This is a genomic window from Arthrobacter sp. BG3, assembly GCF_056680185.1.
In genome coordinates this window covers 1000695-1017483 of sequence record NZ_CM155270.1, presented here as the reverse complement: position 1 = coordinate 1017483, position 16789 = coordinate 1000695, and the positions used below count along the sequence as shown (strand labels likewise).

Here is a 16789-nt window from a genome sequence, read left to right as displayed (position 1 = left end):
GCTACTCTCCTCGGAGGACTTCGATGGGACGGATGCGGGCGGTGAGCAGGGCCGGAACCAGCGCCCCGATGATGGCGACACCAAACACTGCGGCAATCCCGCCGGCGATGACGCCGGGGGAGGCGCTCGCGGTCACGGAGGTCAGCAACTGGCTGGCCCCGCCAAGCGGGTTCCTGCCGGGAAGTCCGCCGGGAAGTCCGCCGGGAATTCCGCCGGGAAAGCCCTGGCCGCGCGGGCCGGCCGTGGCCGCCGCCGTCGTGGTGTTGGAGCTGATCAGGGCGGAGGCGATGCCGCCGCTGGCGAAGGACGCGATGGCGGCACCCACCACGCTGCCCATGGCCACCAGGACCAGGGCCTCGAGCACGAACTGCAGGCCGATGGTGCGGTTCGGGGCGCCGATGGCCTTCAGGACACCGATCTCGCGGCGGCGCTCACGGACCAGCATGACCATGATCAGCAGGATGATCAGGCCCGCGGTGGCCAGGGCGGCCACGAAAGCGATGAAGGAGATGTTCTTGACACTGCCGAGCGAGCTGACGGCGGTCTGGAGGTTCCGCTGGCCTTGGCTGACGTCGGCCTTGTCGGTGCCGAGCGCGGCCTGCAGCGCCGTCTTGGCGGCGTCGACGTTCTCCATGGAATTGACCGTGACGACCATCGTGGACAGCTCGCCCGGGAGGTCCGCCAGGGTCTGGGCCGTGGGGAGCGTGAGGTAGAGGGCGTTGTTGCCGAAGGCCGTGCCGGCATCGAACAGGCCGGTGACGGTGAAGCTCTGGTCCTTGATGGTGAAGGTTGAGCCAACGGACAGGCCATTCTTCTCGGCCAGGGTGGTGCCCAGCAGGGCGCCGGTGGAGGCGGCCGTGTAGTCACCCAGGCCCGTGCCCTGCGTCAGCGCCAGTGCCTTGCCGGTGGTGTCCACCTCGGCGCCGATCCCGGTGGCCGTGACGGGCACGGAAAACGCCGGTGCGGTGCTGCTGCCGGAGGTCCCGGATGTTCCGGTGCCGGCCTGGTTGCGGTTGCCGAGCGTGCCCGCGTCGACGGCGGCCGTGAGGCTTGTGGTCACGGCAGTGGCGGACTGGCTGCCTGGACCTGCTGCGCCGCCCTGGCCGCCCGGGCCGCCCTGGCCGGCCTGGGTGCCGGTCTGGGCCGCGACCGCGGCGGCGTTGCGCAGCCGGAGGGCCTTGGTGCCGACGACGGTGCTCACATTGGGCACGGCGGCCGCCGTCGCGGCCTGTTCCGCAGTCAGCGGCTCGCCGCCGCCCTCGAAGCCCTGGCCGCCGGCCGGGTTCACGGTGAGGACGGTGCCCACCGAGGCATTCAGTTCCGCGACCTTCCCCGCGACGGCCTGGTTGGCCACCAGCATGGCCAGCGCGAGGCCGATGGCAACCGCCAATACGGCCACGACGGCCGCTGTTCGGACCTTGTTTCTGAAGGCGTTGCCTATACTCCGGGCAAGGACGCTCACGTGACTCCTAGGGATCTCAGGCCGGCCGGAATGGCCGGCGGCTGACACCACACTGGTACGGGCTGCTGTGCGGATCGCCATCCGAAGCTATGGATCCGCTGTGAAGGTGCGCCCCGGGCACCTGGGCAGCAAAAAGCCCCGGCCCGCCAGGAGGCGGAACCGGGGCTCTTCGAAGTGCTGTTCAGACAGGAATTACTTCGTGATCGGTCCGAGTACCGGATCGTTGACGTAGGCCGTCTTGACGTTGGCCTGGGTCACGATGACGGGCTCCAGCAGGTACGCGGGAACAACCTTGACCGTGTTGTTGTAGGACTTGTCATCGTTGATCTCAGGCTTCTTGCCGGCCTGGATGTCCTTGACCATCGTGATTGCGTGCTCCACGAGCTTGCTGGTGTCCTTGTTGATGGTGGAGTACTGCTCACCGGCCATGATGGACTTCACTGACTCAACTTCGGAGTCCTGGCCGGTGACGACCGGAATCGGTTTGCCGGCAGCCTTCACCGAGGTGATGATCGCGCGGGCCAGCGTGTCATTCGGGGACAGCACGCCGTCGAGCGTTGCGCTGCCGTAAGTCCCGGCGAGCAGGGTGTCCATGCGCTTCTGGGCGTTTTCTGCCTTCCAGCCCTGGGTCACCGCCTGCTCGAACGTCGTCTGGCCGGAGAGCACCTTGAGGGTGCCGTCGTCGATCTTCGGCTTCAGCACGCTCATGGCACCGTTGAAGAAGACCTTCGCGTTGGCGTCATCCGGGGAACCGGCGAACAGTTCGATGTTGTACGGCCCGGACGGCTTCTTGGCCTTCATGCCTTCCAGCAGCGCCTGGCCTTGGAGTTCACCGACCTTGAAGTTGTCGTAGGCCACGTAGTAGTCCACGTTGGCGGTGTTCAGGAGCAGCCGGTCATACGCGATGATCGTGGCGCCGGCGTCTTTGGCCTGCTGGAGCTGGGTGCCCAGCTGCGCGCCGTCGATGGCGCCGACGATGATGACCTTGGCGCCCTTGGTGATCATGGCGCTGATCTGGTTCTGCTGTTCCGAAACGCCGCCGTTGGCGAACTGCACATCCGGCGTGAAGCCGGCATTTTTGAGGCCGTCGTTGAAGAGTGTCTCCGCCTGGACCCAGTTTTCGGACGTCTTTTGGGGAAGTGCGACGCCGATGGTGGAGTTCTTCGGGAATGCTTCGCCCCCGGAGGACGAGCCGCTGGTGGTTCCGGTGTCGGAACGGCCGCAGGCTGTCAGCGCCAGTGCCGCAATAGCAGCGATTGCTGCTGCCTTTCCTGCTTTACCAATCATTCGCATTGCTTGGTTCACTTTCTTTAGGTGGTGTGCGGAGAATCGCGATGGAACGGATCAGGGGGCGAACTAGGCGCCCTTGGAGATGACCTCTTTGGTGGACGTGGTCTCATCGGCCTTCATCTCGCTGCTCCGGCCGAAGTTCTTGAACATCAGGCCGATGATGGATTTCTTGCCCTGCGTCTTGTTGTAGACGTCGAACGCGACGGCGATCAGGAGCACGAGGCCCTTGATGATCTGGGTGAGGTCGGCGCCGACGCCGAGGAGCTGCAGGCCGTTGTTCAGCACGGCCATCACCAGGCCGCCGACGATCGAGCCGATCACGGTGCCGACACCGCCGGTCACCGCGGCGCCGCCGATGAACACGGCCGCGATGGCATCCAGTTCCCAGCCGACGCCGTCGAACGGGCCCGAAGCGGTGGAACGGCCCACGAAGATCATGCCGGCGAGTCCGGCCAGGACGGACATGTTCATCATCACCAGGAAGTTGACCTTCTTGGACTGGACGCCGGAGAGCTCGGCGGCGTGCCGGTTGCCGCCGACGGCGTAGATGTGGCGGCCGATGACGGTCTTGGAGGAGATGAAGCCGTAGATGATCACGAGGGCCGCCAGGATGAGGCCCGGGATCGGAAAGGACGTGCCCGGCCGTCCGGTGGCGAAGAGGTAGGTCGCGTAGAGGATGGCGCCGCAGACCAGGACCAGCTTGGTGATGCTGACCCAGGCTTCGGGCACCTCGGCGCCCAGGGCCTTGGCGTTCCGGCGGGAGCGGATCTCGCTGAAGATCACGAAGGCCACTCCGAGCAGACCCAGCAGCACGGTGAGGTTGTTGTACCCGGTGGTCGGCCCGATTTCGGGCAGGTAACCGGAGCCGATCTTCTGGAAGTCGGCGGGCACCGGGATGGTGTTGGACTTGCCCACGTACTGGTTGGCGCCGCGGAAGATCAGCATGCCGGCCAGCGTGACGATGAACGCCGGGATACCGACATACGCGGTCCAGAACCCCTGCCACGCGCCGATCAGGACGCCCAGCAGCAGCCCTAAGAGGATGCCCAGATACCAGGGGATATCCCAGTCGCGCATCATGAGGGCCACGCTGACGCCCACGAATGCCGCGACCGAGCCGACGGAGAGGTCGATGTGTCCGGCGATGATCACCAGGACCATGCCGATGGCAAGGATCAGGATGTAGGAGTTGCCGTTGAAGAGGTTGATGACGTTACCGGGCGTGAGGGTGTTTCCGCCGGTGGCGACCTGGAAGAAGATGATCAATGCCACCAGGGCGAAGATCATGCCGAATTGGCGGGTGTTGCCGCCAAGGAGCTTCTTGAGCGCGTTCATTGTTTCAGTCCTTGTTTCCGGAGTGTTCGGAGTCTTCGGTGCAGCTGGCCCCGGCGGGTCAGGCGCTCTTGCGTGCGGAGGTCATGAGCTTCATGAGGTTTTCCTGACTTGCTTCGTCCTTGTTGAGCACGCCGGTGATGGCCCCTTCGAAGATGGTGTAGATGCGGTCCGAGAGGCCCAGCAGCTCGGGCAGCTCCGAGGAGATCACGATGACGCCCTTGCCCTGGTTGGCGAGCTGCTGGATGATGCCGTAGATCTCATACTTGGCGCCGACGTCGATTCCGCGGGTGGGTTCGTCCAGGATCAGCAGTTCCGGGTCGGTGAACATCCACTTCGCCAGCACCACCTTCTGCTGGTTGCCGCCGGAAAGTTTGGCGACGCCCTCCTCCACCGACGGAGCCTTGGTCCGCAGCGATTTGCGGTACTGCTCAGCGACGGTGAAGACCTTGTTGGCGTCAATCACGTTGTGCTTGCTGACCTTCTTGAGGTTGGCCGAGACCGTGGTGGCCTTGATGTCATCGAGCAGGTTCAGCCCCAGGGACTTGCGGTCCTCGGTGACGTAGCCCAGCCCGGCATCGATGGCCTGCTTGACGGACTTGAGCTCGATCTCCTTGCCGTTCATGTAGATCTGCCCGGAAAGGAAACGGCCGTAGGAGCGGCCGAAGACAGAACGGGCCAGCTCGGTGCGTCCGGCACCCATCAGGCCGGCGAAGCCGACGATCTCACCGCGCCGGACGAAGAAGTTGGAGTTCTTGCAGACCAAGCGGTCCTGGATCTGCGGGTGGCCTACGTTCCAGTTCTTGACCTCGAAGAAGACCTCGCCGATCGTCGGCTCGTGGTCCGGGAAGCGGGATTCCAGGGTCCGGCCCACCATGCCCTTGATGATGCGGTCCTCGTCGACGCCGTCGGCCTTGACGTCCAGCGTCTCGATCGACTTGCCGTCACGGATGATGGTGATGGAGTCCGCGATCTGCTCGATCTCGTTCAGCTTGTGGGAAATGATGATGGAGGTGATGCCGCGGCCCTTCAGGCCGAGCATCAGGTCCAGCAGGTGCTGGGAATCCGATTCGTTCAGCGCCGCCGTGGGCTCGTCGAGGATGAGCAGCTTTACCGACTTGTTCAGGGCCTTGGCGATTTCGACGAGCTGCTGCTTGCCGACACCGATTTCCTTGATCGGGGTCTCCGGATCCTCCCGCAGCCCCACCCGTGCCAGCAGTTCGGTGGAACGGACACGGGCCTCGGCCCAGTCGATCACCCCGCGCTTGGTGGGCTCGTTGCCGAGGAAGATGTTCTCCATGATGGACAGCTCGGGGATCAGCGCGAGCTCCTGGTGGATGATCACGATGCCCGCGTGCTCGCTGGCCCGGATGTCCTTGAACTGCTGGACTTCGCTCTGGTAGACGATGTCCCCGGTGTAGGTGCCGTACGGGTAAACCCCGGAGAGCACCTTCATGAGGGTGGACTTGCCGGCGCCGTTTTCACCGCAAATGGCGTGGATCTCACCGGCCTTCACCCGCAGGTTCACCTCGGCCAATGCTTTAACGCCGGGAAACTCTTTGGTGATGGAGCGCATCTCGAGAATAATCGGATCGCTGTGCGTGTTGAGGGACGTCATCTGCCCTTACGCCTCCAATGCATGACTTCGTTGTCCGCCCCTGCAAACCGCAGGGCCGTCTGATGGAAAAGTAAACTGGATCACAGGCCTTGTCGTCAAGTCTTTAACGCAACGGCCCGATAACGAAAATCTAGTTCCGCCGGATTCCGGCGTGCTGGAACACCAGGGCCGTGGCTCCGAGGGCCTCGGCCCGGTCGCCGAGCGAGGACATCGTGAGCGTCGTCGTCTCGCCGATCACGGGCACCGCGTGCCGGACCAGGCCCCGCCGGATCGGGTCCAGCAGCAGCTCCCCGAGTCCGGCCAGCGGGCCGCCGACCACGATCACCTCGGGGTTGATCAGGTTGGCCACATTGCCCAGCGCGCGGCCGACGGCGAGTCCGGCGTCGTCCACCACGCGCAGCGTGGCGGAGTCCCGGGCGAGGGCCTTGCGGACGATGTCCTCCGGGGTCAGCGGCTTGTCCTCGCCGCGGCCCAGGAGTTCGATCATGGTGGTGGTCGAGGCGATGGTTTCCAGGCAGCCGCGGTTCCCGCAGCGGCAAACCAGCCCGTGTTCATGGATGGTCGCGTGGCCGATTTCGCCGGTGATTCCGACGTTGCCGTAGTAGGGCATCCCGTTCAGGATCAGCCCCGCGCCGATGCCGGATCCGATCTTGAGGAACATCAGGTTGCTGATCCCGGTGTGCGGGCCCCAGGTGACTTCCGACAGGGCGCCCAGGTTGGCGTCGTTGTCCACGAACACCGGCAGATCCAGCGCTTCCTCGAGGCGTTGCAGGATATTGATGCCCACCCATTCGGGCAGGATGGCGCCCTGCGCCACCGTCCCCGTGCGGCGGTCGATGGGGCCCGGGATGCCGACGCCGGCCCCGACGACGGCGCTGCGTTCCACACCGCTGCCGGCCAGGAGCCGGTCCAGCAGTGCGACGGCGGCGCTGATGCCCTCCTCGGCGTGGTGGCCCAGGGGGAGCAGGACCGATTCCTCGGCGATGACGTGGTAGCTCAGTGAGGCCAGGACGACGCGCAGGTGCCGGCGGCCGAAGTCGATGCCCACGGCGACGGCGCCGTTGCTGTTGAGCCGGACGTTCAGGGCCCGCCGGCCGGAGCTGGTGATCGGTTCGGTGGAGGCCAGCCCCGCGTCCTGCATGATCTTGACGATGTTGGAAACCGTGGCCGTGGAGAGGCCGGTCTGCCGGGCGAGTTCCGCCTGCGTGGACGGCCCGGCGAGCAGGCATTCAATGATCCGCTGCTGGTTCAGATGCCGGAGTGCGGATTGGGATCCCGGGTTTTTCGTTCGGCTCCTCGTTGAGCGCGTTGGTGAGGGCATGCAATGAAGAGTGCCGCATTCCCGTCTTGTAGTCAAGAAGTTAACGCAAGGTGGGTGGGGATGTCGTCCGGAAGGACCGGCGGCGCTCCCGCCGGCAGGCCCGTGGGGGGCGCACTGGCGGGGAATGCCGGCGCGTTCCGGACCGCTGCGGTGAGCGCCTGAGGGGCATGCCGGGGCGATCCGCCCCGGCGGCGCGGGCGCCGGGCGGAAATGCACCGGCACGGCGACGGCGCGGCGTGGCTACGCTGGAGGGGCGAGGGTCCGCCGCCAAGGGCGTTCCCCTGGATGCTGAGGTGGTAATGGTGCTACTGGCCCTGATGCAGGCGAACGCCGCCGTGCTGGACGTTGACGCCAATTGTGCTGCCGTGGAGGCCGCCGCGCGTAAGGCTGCGGCTGCCGGTGCCCGGCTGCTCCTGACCCCCGAGCTCTTTCCGGTGGGGTACGCGCCCCTGCGGCTGCGGGCGGAATTCGACCCCGCGGCCCTGCCCTCCATCCGGCAGGCCCTGGCAGGGATCGCTCGCCGGAACAGCATTGCGCTGGTTTACAGCCTGCCAGCCGTCACCCCGGCGGGGGAGTGGCAGATCACCGCCACCCTCGTCGATGAGGCCGGGGACGAGCTGCTCAGCTATGCCAAGGTTCATCTCTTCGGCCCGGAGGAGCGCCAGGCGTTTGTCCCGGCCGGGGCCGCTCCCGGCGTCGTGGACTTCCACGGAATCAGGACCTCCATGGTGATCTGCTACGACGTGGAGTTCCCCGAGGCCGTCCGCGCCGCCGCAGTGCGCGGCGCCGAACTGCTCCTCGTCCCGACCGCCCTCGCCGCGGGCTTCGATACCGTCCCGCAGCTGCTGGTCAGGGCGCGGGCGCTGGAGAACCACCTCACACTCGCCTACGCCAACCACTCCGGAACCGAGGACAGCTGTAATTTCCTCGGCGGGAGCGTCGTTGCGGCGCCGGACGGCTCGCTCCTGGCCGCCGCCGGCGCCGGCGCCGAACTCCTGTTCGCGGAGCTGCCCGCGCGGGGCACCTCCGGGCCCGAGGTGGCGTATCTGGACGATCTCCGGCCGGAGGTCTACCGCTCCTGGGGCAACTGACCGGCCAGCTGGCCGGGCGCCTGGCCGGGCGCCTGGCCAGGCAGCCCGGCCAGCGCGCCAGTGTACTGCAGCGCAATCCACAGCTCCGCCCGGGCCTGGGCCTGGTTGAGATCCAGCTCAAGCAGCTCCGCGAGCATGCCGATTTGCCGGCGGACGCTGTTGCGGTGCAGGCCGGTGGCCTTGGCCGTGGCGTCCCAGCTGCCGTTCTCGCCGAGCCAGGACCGGAGGATTCCGAGCAGGGCATCCCGCCGCTCCGGTTCCAGCGCCAGCACCGGGGCCAGCAGCCGGGCGGCCAGCATGGCGCCGGCCTCCTGGCCGAGCAGCCCGGCCACGGACCACGTCACGTCATCCACCCGGACGCTGTGGCCCGTGGTGCCCACGCGGCTGCGGAGCGACGAGGCGAGCCGGTAGGCGTCCGCCAGGCCGGAGAGTTCCGTGGCGCTCCCGATCACGAGGCGCCAGCCGAGCCGTTCGACGCCGGCCAGCAGGGCGTCGTCGACCTTCAGCCTGGTAATCGCGGCAAAGCCGTAGTCGGTGATCTCCACCAGCTTGGTATCAAACATCCGGCGCCACTCCAGCAGCTCCCGGACGGGACTTTCGCCCGAGCGGGCAGTGTAGCCGGTGCCGGGAGTGCCTGCCGGGCCGTCCGGGCGCCCGGCAGGCTCCGGGCGGAGGCCCAGCAGCACGCGCAGCGGCCCGGACCGGGTGGTGGAGACGCTCTGCGCCAGCAGGTCCTTGAGCCCGTTGAGGTGTCGGGTGCCTCCCGTCGCCAGGCTGTCCGGATGCAGCAACAGCGCGGTGGCGAGCTGGCTGGGTGCCAGTGAACCGCTGGTGCGCTGGCGCACCAGCAGCTCCAGCAGTCCGACGGCGGTGGACACGACGCTGTTCTGCGCCGGGGTCAGTGGCGCGTCCGTGCCAATGATCAGGGCGCCGAGGTTGGCGTCCCGGGTGCTGCGCAGCGGATGTCCGAAGACCAGCGCCGAACCGGCCGTGCCGAACGAGTCCATCTCCACGCGGGGGCCGCTGCCGGACAGCAGCCTCGCCAGCAGGGGCTGCAGCGCAGCCAGCTCCACGCCGGGCGTGGCGCGTTCCGCCGGGGCGCCGGCGGTTCCGCGGGCGCGCAACCGCCCGTCGGCACCGACGAGCACGGCCCAGACGGGAACCCGCTGCACGAGGGCGGCCAGGAGTTCGTGTTCCGGCCGCGCCGACAGCACGGCGCGCATGAGCTGCCGGTTGGTGTCTGCCAGTTGCCGGAACGTCGTGGCGTTGTCCGACTCCAGCAGCTGCGAGAACGCCAGGCCGACGGCGGCGAAGGGCACGGTCTTCGGGACTGCCACGAGCGTGAGGTTGTGCCGCCGGCAGGCCAGGACCACGGCTTCCGGCACCTCGTCGAAATAGGGTTCCAGGCCGAAGCCCAGCGCCGAGACCCGCGCCGCGACCAGCCGCTGCACGTAGGCATCCACGAACTCCCCGCGGCCGCCGGCACCCTGGAACGGCAGGCCGGCGGTGAGCAGGAACTCGCCGTCGAGCAGGTAGGGGGTGGGATCCTCCAGCTCACTCGGCTCCACCCAGCGCAGCCGCTCCGCCCCGTTGCCGCCGTCGTGCAGCACGGACAGTTCCGGCGGCAGCTGGCGCAGGAACTGGGCCAGGGTGACGAAACCCAGCCGCTCGCCGTCGTCAGCAGCCACGGCGGCCAGCGGTGTCCGGAACGGCGGGATTCAGTGCATTACGTCTCATGAATGAAGACTATAGGTCATTTTGCACAACCGTGAGAGCTGGCTCACACGCCTAGGCTGGACGCGGGGAAAAGACCACTACTGAAGAACGGACGTCAACGATGACTGCGCCAACGCTTATTGGAGAACGGCCACCGGCCACCACGGGCCGTCCCGGACTGACCGCGCAACTGCTCCGCCGCAAGCCGATCGGACAGCTCGTCAGCGAAGCCGAAACCGGTCACGGCGGCACCAGGCTGGTCCGCAGCTTCGGCGTGCTGCACCTGACCATGATCAGCGTCGGCGCCACGCTCGGAACCGGCATCCTGGTGATCCTGAGCGAATCCGTGCCGCTGGCCGGTCCGGCCATCTGGATCTCCTTCGCGATCGCCGGACTCGCCGCGCTGCTCTCGGCCATCTCGTACGCCGAAATGGCCGGGCTGGTGCCCGCGGCAGGATCGAGTTACTCCTACACCTACGCGACCATGGGCGAGGGCATGGCCTGGATCTGCGGCTGGTGCCTGGTTCTGGAATACGCCGTCTCGGTGGCCGCCGTCGCCGTCGGTGCCGGCCAGTACGTAAACGAGGCGCTTGCCGTCTTCGGGCTGGAACTCCCGGACGCCATCTCGCAGCCACCCGGCGACGGCGGGGTGCTCAACGCGCCGGCGATCGTGATCGTGGTCCTGGCAATGGCCCTGCTGGTCCGCGGCGCCAGGGAAAGCGCCTGGATCAACACGGCCATTGTGCTCGTCAAGGTCGGCATCCTGGTGTTCTTCTGCGCGGTGGCCTTCACCGCCTTCAACGGCGCACACTTTGAGCCGCTGATGCCGATGGGCGCCGCCGGCGTCTCCGCCGCCGCCTCCCGGGTGTTCTTCTCCTACATCGGCTTCGATGCGGCCTCCACGGCCGGCGAGGAAGCCCGCAATCCCAAGCGCGACCTGCCCCGGGCCATCCTGCTCTCGATGCTGATCGTGACCACCATCTACGTGCTCGTCGCGGTCGCAGCGATCGGCGCCCGGCCCTGGGGCTGGTTCGACGGCACCGAAGCGGCCCTCGTGAAAATCCTGGAAGAGACCACCGGGCAGCCCTGGATTGCGCTGGTGTTCGCCGTCGGGGCCGTGCTGGCCATCGCCAGCATCGTGCTGACGGTCCTCTACGGGCAGACCCGCATCCTGCTCTCGATGGCCCGGGACGGCATGGTCCCCAAGATCTTCGGCCGCGTCTCATCCCGCACCGGCACCCCAGTGGCGGGCACCCTGATCGTGGGCACCGCCGTCGCCCTCACGGCCGGCCTTGTCCCGCTCGGCGCGCTGGCCGACGCCACCAGCATCGGCACGCTCTTCGCGTTCGCGCTGGTCAACATCGCGGTCATCTACCTGCGGCGCAGCCGGCCGGAACTCACGCGGAGCTTCCGCGTTCCGCTGTTTCCGCTGACGCCCATCCTTGGCGCCGTCATGTGCGGCTACCTCATGCTCAACCTCGGCGCCGAGACGTGGGTGGTCTTTGGACTGTGGATGCTGGTGGGCCTGGCGGTCTACTTCGGCTACGGCCGCAGGAACTCCCGGGTAGCGGCGCTCAGCAACGAGGAATACCGTGAACTATCCGGAGCAGCCCCCTCCGGCACCGCAACCGCCCCCGAACCGATGAAGGCACACCGCTCATGACGACCGCAACAGAACTCCCGGCTCCCGGGCCGACGACGACGCCGGGCGCCGGCGCCCAGGCGCCCATCACCATGCTGAATCCGGACTTCCCGTTCAGCTACGACCATTACCTTGCCCACCCCGACGGCCTGGGCTCCGTCCCGGCCGGCCTGTACGGGACCGAAGTGGCCGTGGTCGGGGCCGGACTTTCCGGGCTGGTAACGGCCTACGAGCTGATGAAGCTGGGCCTGCGCCCGGTTCTTTACGAAGCGGACCAGATCGGCGGCCGGCTGCGGACCGCGAGCTTCCCCTCCGCGACCGGGGTCGTCGCGGACCTCGGCGGGATGCGCTTTCCGGTCTCCGGCAAGGCCTTCTACCACTACGTCGAGCTGCTCGGGCTGGCGACCGAGGAGTTCCCCAATCCGCTGGCGGCCGCCACCTCCAGCACAGTCATTGAGCTTGCCGGCGAGAAGTACTACGCCCGCACGCCGGCGGACCTCCCGCCGTTCTTCCGGGAAGTCGCCGAGGCGTGGAAGGCCGCCGTCAACGACGGCGCCAAGTTCGCCGAGATGCAGGAAGCCATCCGCGCCCGGGACACCGCCAGGATCAAGGAGCTCTGGAACGCGCTGCTTCCCCTGCTTGATGAGCAGACCTTCTACGGTTTCATCGCCGGCAGCGACGCGTTCAAGCAGGCCGGCTTCGCCCACCGCGAGGCGTTCGGGCAGGTGGGCTTCGGCACGGGCGGCTGGGACACGGACTTCCCCAACTCCATCCTCGAAATCCTGCGCGTGGTCTACACCGACGCCGACGACGCACACCGGTTCATTGCCGGCGGGGCGCAGCGGCTTCCGGAGGCGCTCTGGCAGCACGCGCCGTCGGGCATGGCCCACTGGCCCGAGGGCACGTCCCTGGCCTCACTGCACGCCGGCGCCCCGCGGGGCGCCGTGGACCGGATCGCCCGCGACGGCAGCGGCGACTTCCGCATCCGGGAGCGGTGGGGCCGCGAGGCCGCCTATCCCGCCGTCGTGACCACGTGCCAGTCGTGGCTCCTGTCGACCCGGATCCACACTGAAGAAACCCTGTTCCCGGCGCAGCTGTGGACCGCGATCGAACGCTCGCACTACATGCAGTCGTCCAAGACCTTCGTGATGGTCGACCGGCCGTTCTGGAAGGACATCGATCCGGCAACGGGCCGGGAGGTCATGTCCATGACGCTGACGGACCGGCTGAACCGCGCCACCTACCTCCTGGACAACGGACCGGACCAGCCCGCGGTGATCCTGCTTTCCTACACCTGGAACGACGACGCGCTGAAGTGGCTGGCCCTGGATGCGGACCAGCGGGTTGAGCTGATGCTGCACTCGCTCGCGCAGATCTACCCGGACGTGGATATCGCCAGCCACATCGTCGGCCAGCCGATCACCGTCTCCTGGGAGGCGGACCCCAACTTCATGGGCGCCTTCAAGGCCAACCTGCCCGGACACTACCGCTATCAGCAGCGGCTCTTCACCCACTTCAAGCAGGACAAGCTTCCGGACGTCCAGCGCGGCATCTTCCTGGCCGGCGACGACGTGTCCTTCACCGCGGGGTGGGCCGACGGTGCCGTGACCACGGGGCTGAACGCGGTCTGGGGAGTCGTCAACCACCTGGGCGGGTCATCGGCGGCCGGCAACCCGGGCCCGGGCGATGTGCTGGACGAGCTGGGCCCGATCTCGCTGGACTGATCCTCCCAGCGTGCTCAGGCGTGCAGTTCGCGGTGGGCCCGGGCCAGGTCCTGGTAGTGCGCGGCGTTCTGCTGGACGCCGGCGAACTCTTCATCGCTCAGTTCGCGCCGGACCTTGGCGGGCACCCCGGCGACCAGTGAGCGCGGCGGGACCACCGTTCCTTCCAGCACGACGGCGCCGGCGGCGACGAGGGAGCCGGCGCCGATCACCGCGCCGTTGAGAATGGTGGCGCTCATGCCGATCAGGCAGTCGTCCTCGACCGTGCAGCCGTGCACGACGGCGCTGTGCCCGACGCTGACCCGGGCGCCGACGGTGCAGGGAAAGCCCGGGTCCGCGTGCAGCACCACGTTGTCCTGCAGGTTGCTACCGGCGCCGACGGTGATCGCGGCGGTATCGGCCCGGACGGAGACGCCGTAGAAGGCGCTGGAGTTCTCGGCGAGCGTGGCCTTACCGATCACCGAGGCGCTCGGTGCGATGAAGGCGGATTCGTGGACAGCCGGGGTGTCGCCGGCGAAAGCGTAAATGGGAGCCATCCCCCCAGCCTAGGACACCCCGCACCCCCGTTGCGCTATCACTTGTGGTTGTCACCAGCGCTGATGACAACCACAAGTGATAGGGCAACGGGAGGGGGGAGGTCACGCGGGGGAGCGGAGCACCGTGAAGCCTGCGCCCCGTTCGGCCTGGCGGTCTTCGGGGAGGACGACGGCGATCGGCGCCCCGGGCGCGGCCACCCGCTCCAGTTCCTGGACGACGTCGTCCCAGTCCTCCGGGGGCAGTCCCGCGAGGGCGTCCACCGCCCACACCGAAGGGAACACGGAATCGGCGAAGGGCAGGGCGGCGGCCGCCGCGACCGAGGCTTCCAGGCCCCGGGCCCGCGCCGCATGGATGTTCTCCTCGGACGGGTCGACGCCGGTGAAGTGGATGCCGGATTGCACGAAAAGCAGCCCGTCCGTACCCTGGCCGCAGGCCAGGCCCAGCACGCCCCTGCGGCCCTCCGCTTTGAGCAGGGCGACGAAATCGGTCAGCGGGTCTTCCGGGGAAAGTGCCATACCTCTATTCAATGACCGCCGCCGGCTGGAAACAACCGGGTTCAGTTGAAAACAACTGGGTTCAGTTGAATACAACCGTCCGGTTGCCGTCCAGCAGAACCCGGTGCTCGGCGTGCCACTGCACGGCCTGGGCCAGGGTGCGGCCCTCCACGTCACGGCCCATCTGGACGAACTGCTCGGCCGTGCGCCGGTGGTCCACCCGGATGACTTCCTGCTCGATGATCGGGCCCTCGTCCAGGGCCGCCGTCACATAGTGCGCAGTGGCGCCGATGAGCTTCACGCCGCGGGCGTGCGCCTGGTGGTAGGGCTTGGCGCCCTTGAAGGACGGCAGGAAGGAGTGGTGGATGTTGATGGCCTTGCCGGTCAGCTCCTGGCACAGCTCGTTGGAGATGATCTGCATGTAGCGGGCCAGGACGGTCAGTTCGACGTCGTGCTCGGCCATCAGCGCCCGCAGCTCGTCCTCGGCTTGGACCTTGGTGTCCGGGGTGACCGGGATGTAGTGGAACGGGATGCCGTAGAACTCGGCCAGGCCCGCCAGGTCCCGGTGGTTGGACACGATAGCCGGGATCTCGATCGGCAGTGTTCCGGAGCGCTGCAGGAACAGCAGGTCATTGAGGCAGTGCGCCGAGGTGCTGGCCATCAACAGGGTGCGGACCTTCCGGCCGACCGGGTTGAGGCTCCACTGCATGCCGAAGGCCTGGGCCACCGGCTCGAGGGCGGCCTGAAGCTCGAAGGGCGAGGCCGCCGTCGTGGCCTCGACGCGCATAAAGAACGTCCCGGTACTCTGGCTGCCGTATTGCTGCGAGTCCGTAATATTGCAGCCCGCAACGAGCAGGGCACCCGCGACGGCGTGCACGATTCCGGGGCGGTCCGGGCAGGAAAAGGTCAGGATATAGGAAGCAGTCAGCTGGTCGTCAGTCACGAAGACAGCCTACCCGCGGGTACGCACCGGCTGGGGCCGGGCCGCCGGCCTGGGGTAGTCTGGAGCAGTCGCAACTGGCGTTGGGTGGCTAACCACCAGGGAGCGGCACTCACGAAGACCACGGATCGTACGCCTGGGCCGAGGGTCATGTTTGTCCGGTTGGCAGCGCCCGCTGCCGGCCCGCGTCGGCACCCGGTCCCGGGTGCCGGTGCCCTTGTCGCGTCCCGGGTTTCCGTGGGCCGTAATCTAGGGGCGCCGCCGCGGGCCAGCCGGTAACCTGACCTTAAGCAGTGCCCGTTGCCTAGCCAGGAGTTCCCCGTGACCACCTCCCTTAGCCTTTCTTCCGCCGCCGTGAGCAACCAGCCGCTGGCCGAACTTGACCCCGAAATCGCCGCCGTCCTTGCCCAGGAGCTGGGCCGCCAGCGCGGCACCCTGGAAATGATCGCCTCCGAAAACTTCGCCCCCCGCGCAGTCATGGAAGCCCAGGGCTCGGTCCTGACCAACAAGTACGCCGAGGGCTACCCGGGCCGCCGCTACTACGGCGGCTGCGAGTACGTCGACATCGCCGAGCAGCTCGCCATCGACCGGGTGAAGGAGCTCTTCGGAGCCGAATACGCCAACGTCCAGCCGCACTCCGGCGCCCAGGCCAACGCCGCGGCGCTCTCCGCGATGATCACCCCGGGCGAGAAGATCCTCGGCCTGTCCCTGGCCCACGGCGGCCACCTGACGCACGGCATGAAGCTCAATTTCTCCGGCAAGCTCTACCAGGTCGCCGCGTACCAGGTCGAGGAAGACAACTTCCGCATCGACATGGACAAGCTGCGCGCCCAGGCCATCGCCGAGAAGCCCCAGGTCATCATCGCCGGCTGGTCCGCCTACCCGCGCCACCTGGACTTCGCCGCGTTCCGCTCGATCGCCGACGAGGTCGGTGCGCTGCTCTGGACGGACATGGCGCACTTCGCCGGCCTCGTGGCCGCCGGACTGCACCCCAGCCCGGTCCCGCACTCCGACGTCGTGACCTCCACCGTGCACAAGACCCTCGCGGGCCCCCGCTCCGGTGTGATCCTGGCCAAGAAGGAATGGGCCAAGAAGATCAACTCCAACGTCTTCCCGGGCCAGCAGGGCGGACCGCTGATGCACGTCATCGCCGCCAAGGCCGTCGCGTTCAAGATCGCCGGCACGGAGGAATTCAAGGAGCGCCAGGAGCGCGTCCTGGAGGGCGCCCGGATCATCGCCGACCGCCTGAACCAGGCCGACGTGTCCGACGCCGGCGTCTCCGTCCTCACCGGCGGCACCGACGTGCACCTGGTCCTGGTGGACCTGCGCAACTCCCAGCTCGACGGCCAGCAGGCGGAAGACCTCCTGCACTCGGTCGGCATCACCGTCAACCGGAACGCCGTGCCGTTCGACCCGCGCCCGCCGATGGTCACCTCCGGGCTGCGCATCGGCACCCCGGCGCTGGCCACCCGCGGCTTCGGCGCCGAGGAGTTCACCGAGGTCGCCGAGATCATCGCGACCGCGCTGAAGGCAGGGTCCGCGACGGACATCGAGGCGCTCCAGTCCCGTGTGGACAAGCTCGCCGCGGACTTCCCGCTGTACCCGCAGCACGAGCAGTGGTAGGC

13 protein-coding genes and 1 riboswitch are annotated in these 16789 nt (G+C 67.8%); of the genes, 4 read left to right on the top strand and 9 right to left on the bottom strand.

Translation table 11 applies throughout. The features are described from left to right. Window position 1: 1 nt before the first annotated feature. The 5 genes from AC1MFL_RS04505 to AC1MFL_RS04485 form a co-directional block, all read right to left on the bottom strand. Entirely contained in the window at window positions 2-1462 is a 1461-nt protein-coding gene (locus AC1MFL_RS04505; RefSeq protein WP_479813655.1) for an ABC transporter permease, read from the bottom strand. Window positions 1463-1654: 192 nt separating this feature from the next. Next, window positions 1655-2755, bottom strand: a complete 1101-nt coding sequence (locus AC1MFL_RS04500) for a substrate-binding domain-containing protein (protein WP_479813654.1) — start codon at window positions 2753-2755, stop codon at window positions 1655-1657. A gap of 63 nt (window positions 2756-2818) precedes the next feature. Further along, window positions 2819-4087, bottom strand: coding sequence for a multiple monosaccharide ABC transporter permease (gene mmsB, locus AC1MFL_RS04495; protein ID WP_301228714.1), 1269 nt, complete (start codon window positions 4085-4087; stop codon window positions 2819-2821). A 58-nt stretch (window positions 4088-4145) separates the two neighbouring features. Further along, a complete protein-coding gene (gene mmsA, locus AC1MFL_RS04490) occupies window positions 4146-5702 on the bottom strand; it encodes a multiple monosaccharide ABC transporter ATP-binding protein (protein WP_479813653.1) in 1557 nt (518 codons plus the stop codon). Window positions 5703-5832: 130 nt separating this feature from the next. After that, a complete protein-coding gene (locus tag AC1MFL_RS04485; RefSeq protein ID WP_301228718.1) occupies window positions 5833-7023 on the bottom strand; it encodes an ROK family transcriptional regulator in 1191 nt (396 codons plus the stop codon). 299 nt (window positions 7024-7322) lie between these two features. On the opposite strand from AC1MFL_RS04485, the gene AC1MFL_RS04480 reads away from it, so the two are divergent. Next, window positions 7323-8114: a nitrilase-related carbon-nitrogen hydrolase gene (locus AC1MFL_RS04480; protein WP_479815313.1), complete on the top strand. Its 792-nt coding sequence runs from the start codon at window positions 7323-7325 to the stop codon at window positions 8112-8114. On the opposite strand, the gene AC1MFL_RS04475 is transcribed toward AC1MFL_RS04480, so the two are convergent. Continuing rightward, on the bottom strand, window positions 8093-9802 hold the full coding sequence (locus tag AC1MFL_RS04475; RefSeq protein WP_479813652.1) for a PucR family transcriptional regulator: 1710 nt from the start codon (window positions 9800-9802) through the stop codon (window positions 8093-8095). The genes AC1MFL_RS04480 and AC1MFL_RS04475 overlap by 22 nt on opposite strands. A 149-nt stretch (window positions 9803-9951) precedes the next feature. Here AC1MFL_RS04475 and AC1MFL_RS04470 point away from each other — a divergent pair, with 149 nt between their 5' ends. Further along, window positions 9952-11493, top strand: a complete 1542-nt coding sequence (locus AC1MFL_RS04470; protein WP_479813651.1) for an amino acid permease — start codon at window positions 9952-9954, stop codon at window positions 11491-11493. Then, complete coding sequence (locus AC1MFL_RS04465) at window positions 11490-13196, top strand: flavin monoamine oxidase family protein (RefSeq protein ID WP_479813650.1); 1707 nt, start codon at window positions 11490-11492, stop codon at window positions 13194-13196. The genes AC1MFL_RS04470 and AC1MFL_RS04465 overlap by 4 nt, the downstream gene beginning before the upstream one ends. 14 nt (window positions 13197-13210) lie before the next feature. Here AC1MFL_RS04465 and AC1MFL_RS04460 read toward each other — a convergent pair whose 3' ends face one another. From AC1MFL_RS04460 to purU, 3 genes are all read right to left on the bottom strand, one after another. Further along, entirely contained in the window at window positions 13211-13729 is a 519-nt protein-coding gene (locus AC1MFL_RS04460) for a gamma carbonic anhydrase family protein (protein WP_301228728.1), read from the bottom strand. A gap of 102 nt (window positions 13730-13831) precedes the next feature. Next, window positions 13832-14245, bottom strand: coding sequence for a class I SAM-dependent methyltransferase (locus AC1MFL_RS04455; RefSeq protein WP_479813649.1), 414 nt, complete (start codon window positions 14243-14245; stop codon window positions 13832-13834). A gap of 61 nt (window positions 14246-14306) precedes the next feature. Continuing rightward, window positions 14307-15167 carry a formyltetrahydrofolate deformylase gene (purU, locus tag AC1MFL_RS04450; RefSeq protein WP_479813648.1) on the bottom strand — a complete coding sequence of 287 codons (861 nt, stop codon included), beginning with the start codon at window positions 15165-15167 and terminating at the stop codon, window positions 14307-14309. A gap of 60 nt (window positions 15168-15227) precedes the next feature. Then, a riboswitch (ZMP/ZTP riboswitch) is annotated at window positions 15228-15313 on the top strand. Between the two features lie 172 nt (window positions 15314-15485). Here purU and glyA point away from each other — a divergent pair. Beyond that, a complete protein-coding gene (gene glyA / locus AC1MFL_RS04445; RefSeq protein ID WP_479813647.1) occupies window positions 15486-16787 on the top strand; it encodes a serine hydroxymethyltransferase in 1302 nt (433 codons plus the stop codon). Window positions 16788-16789: the final 2 nt, after the last annotated feature.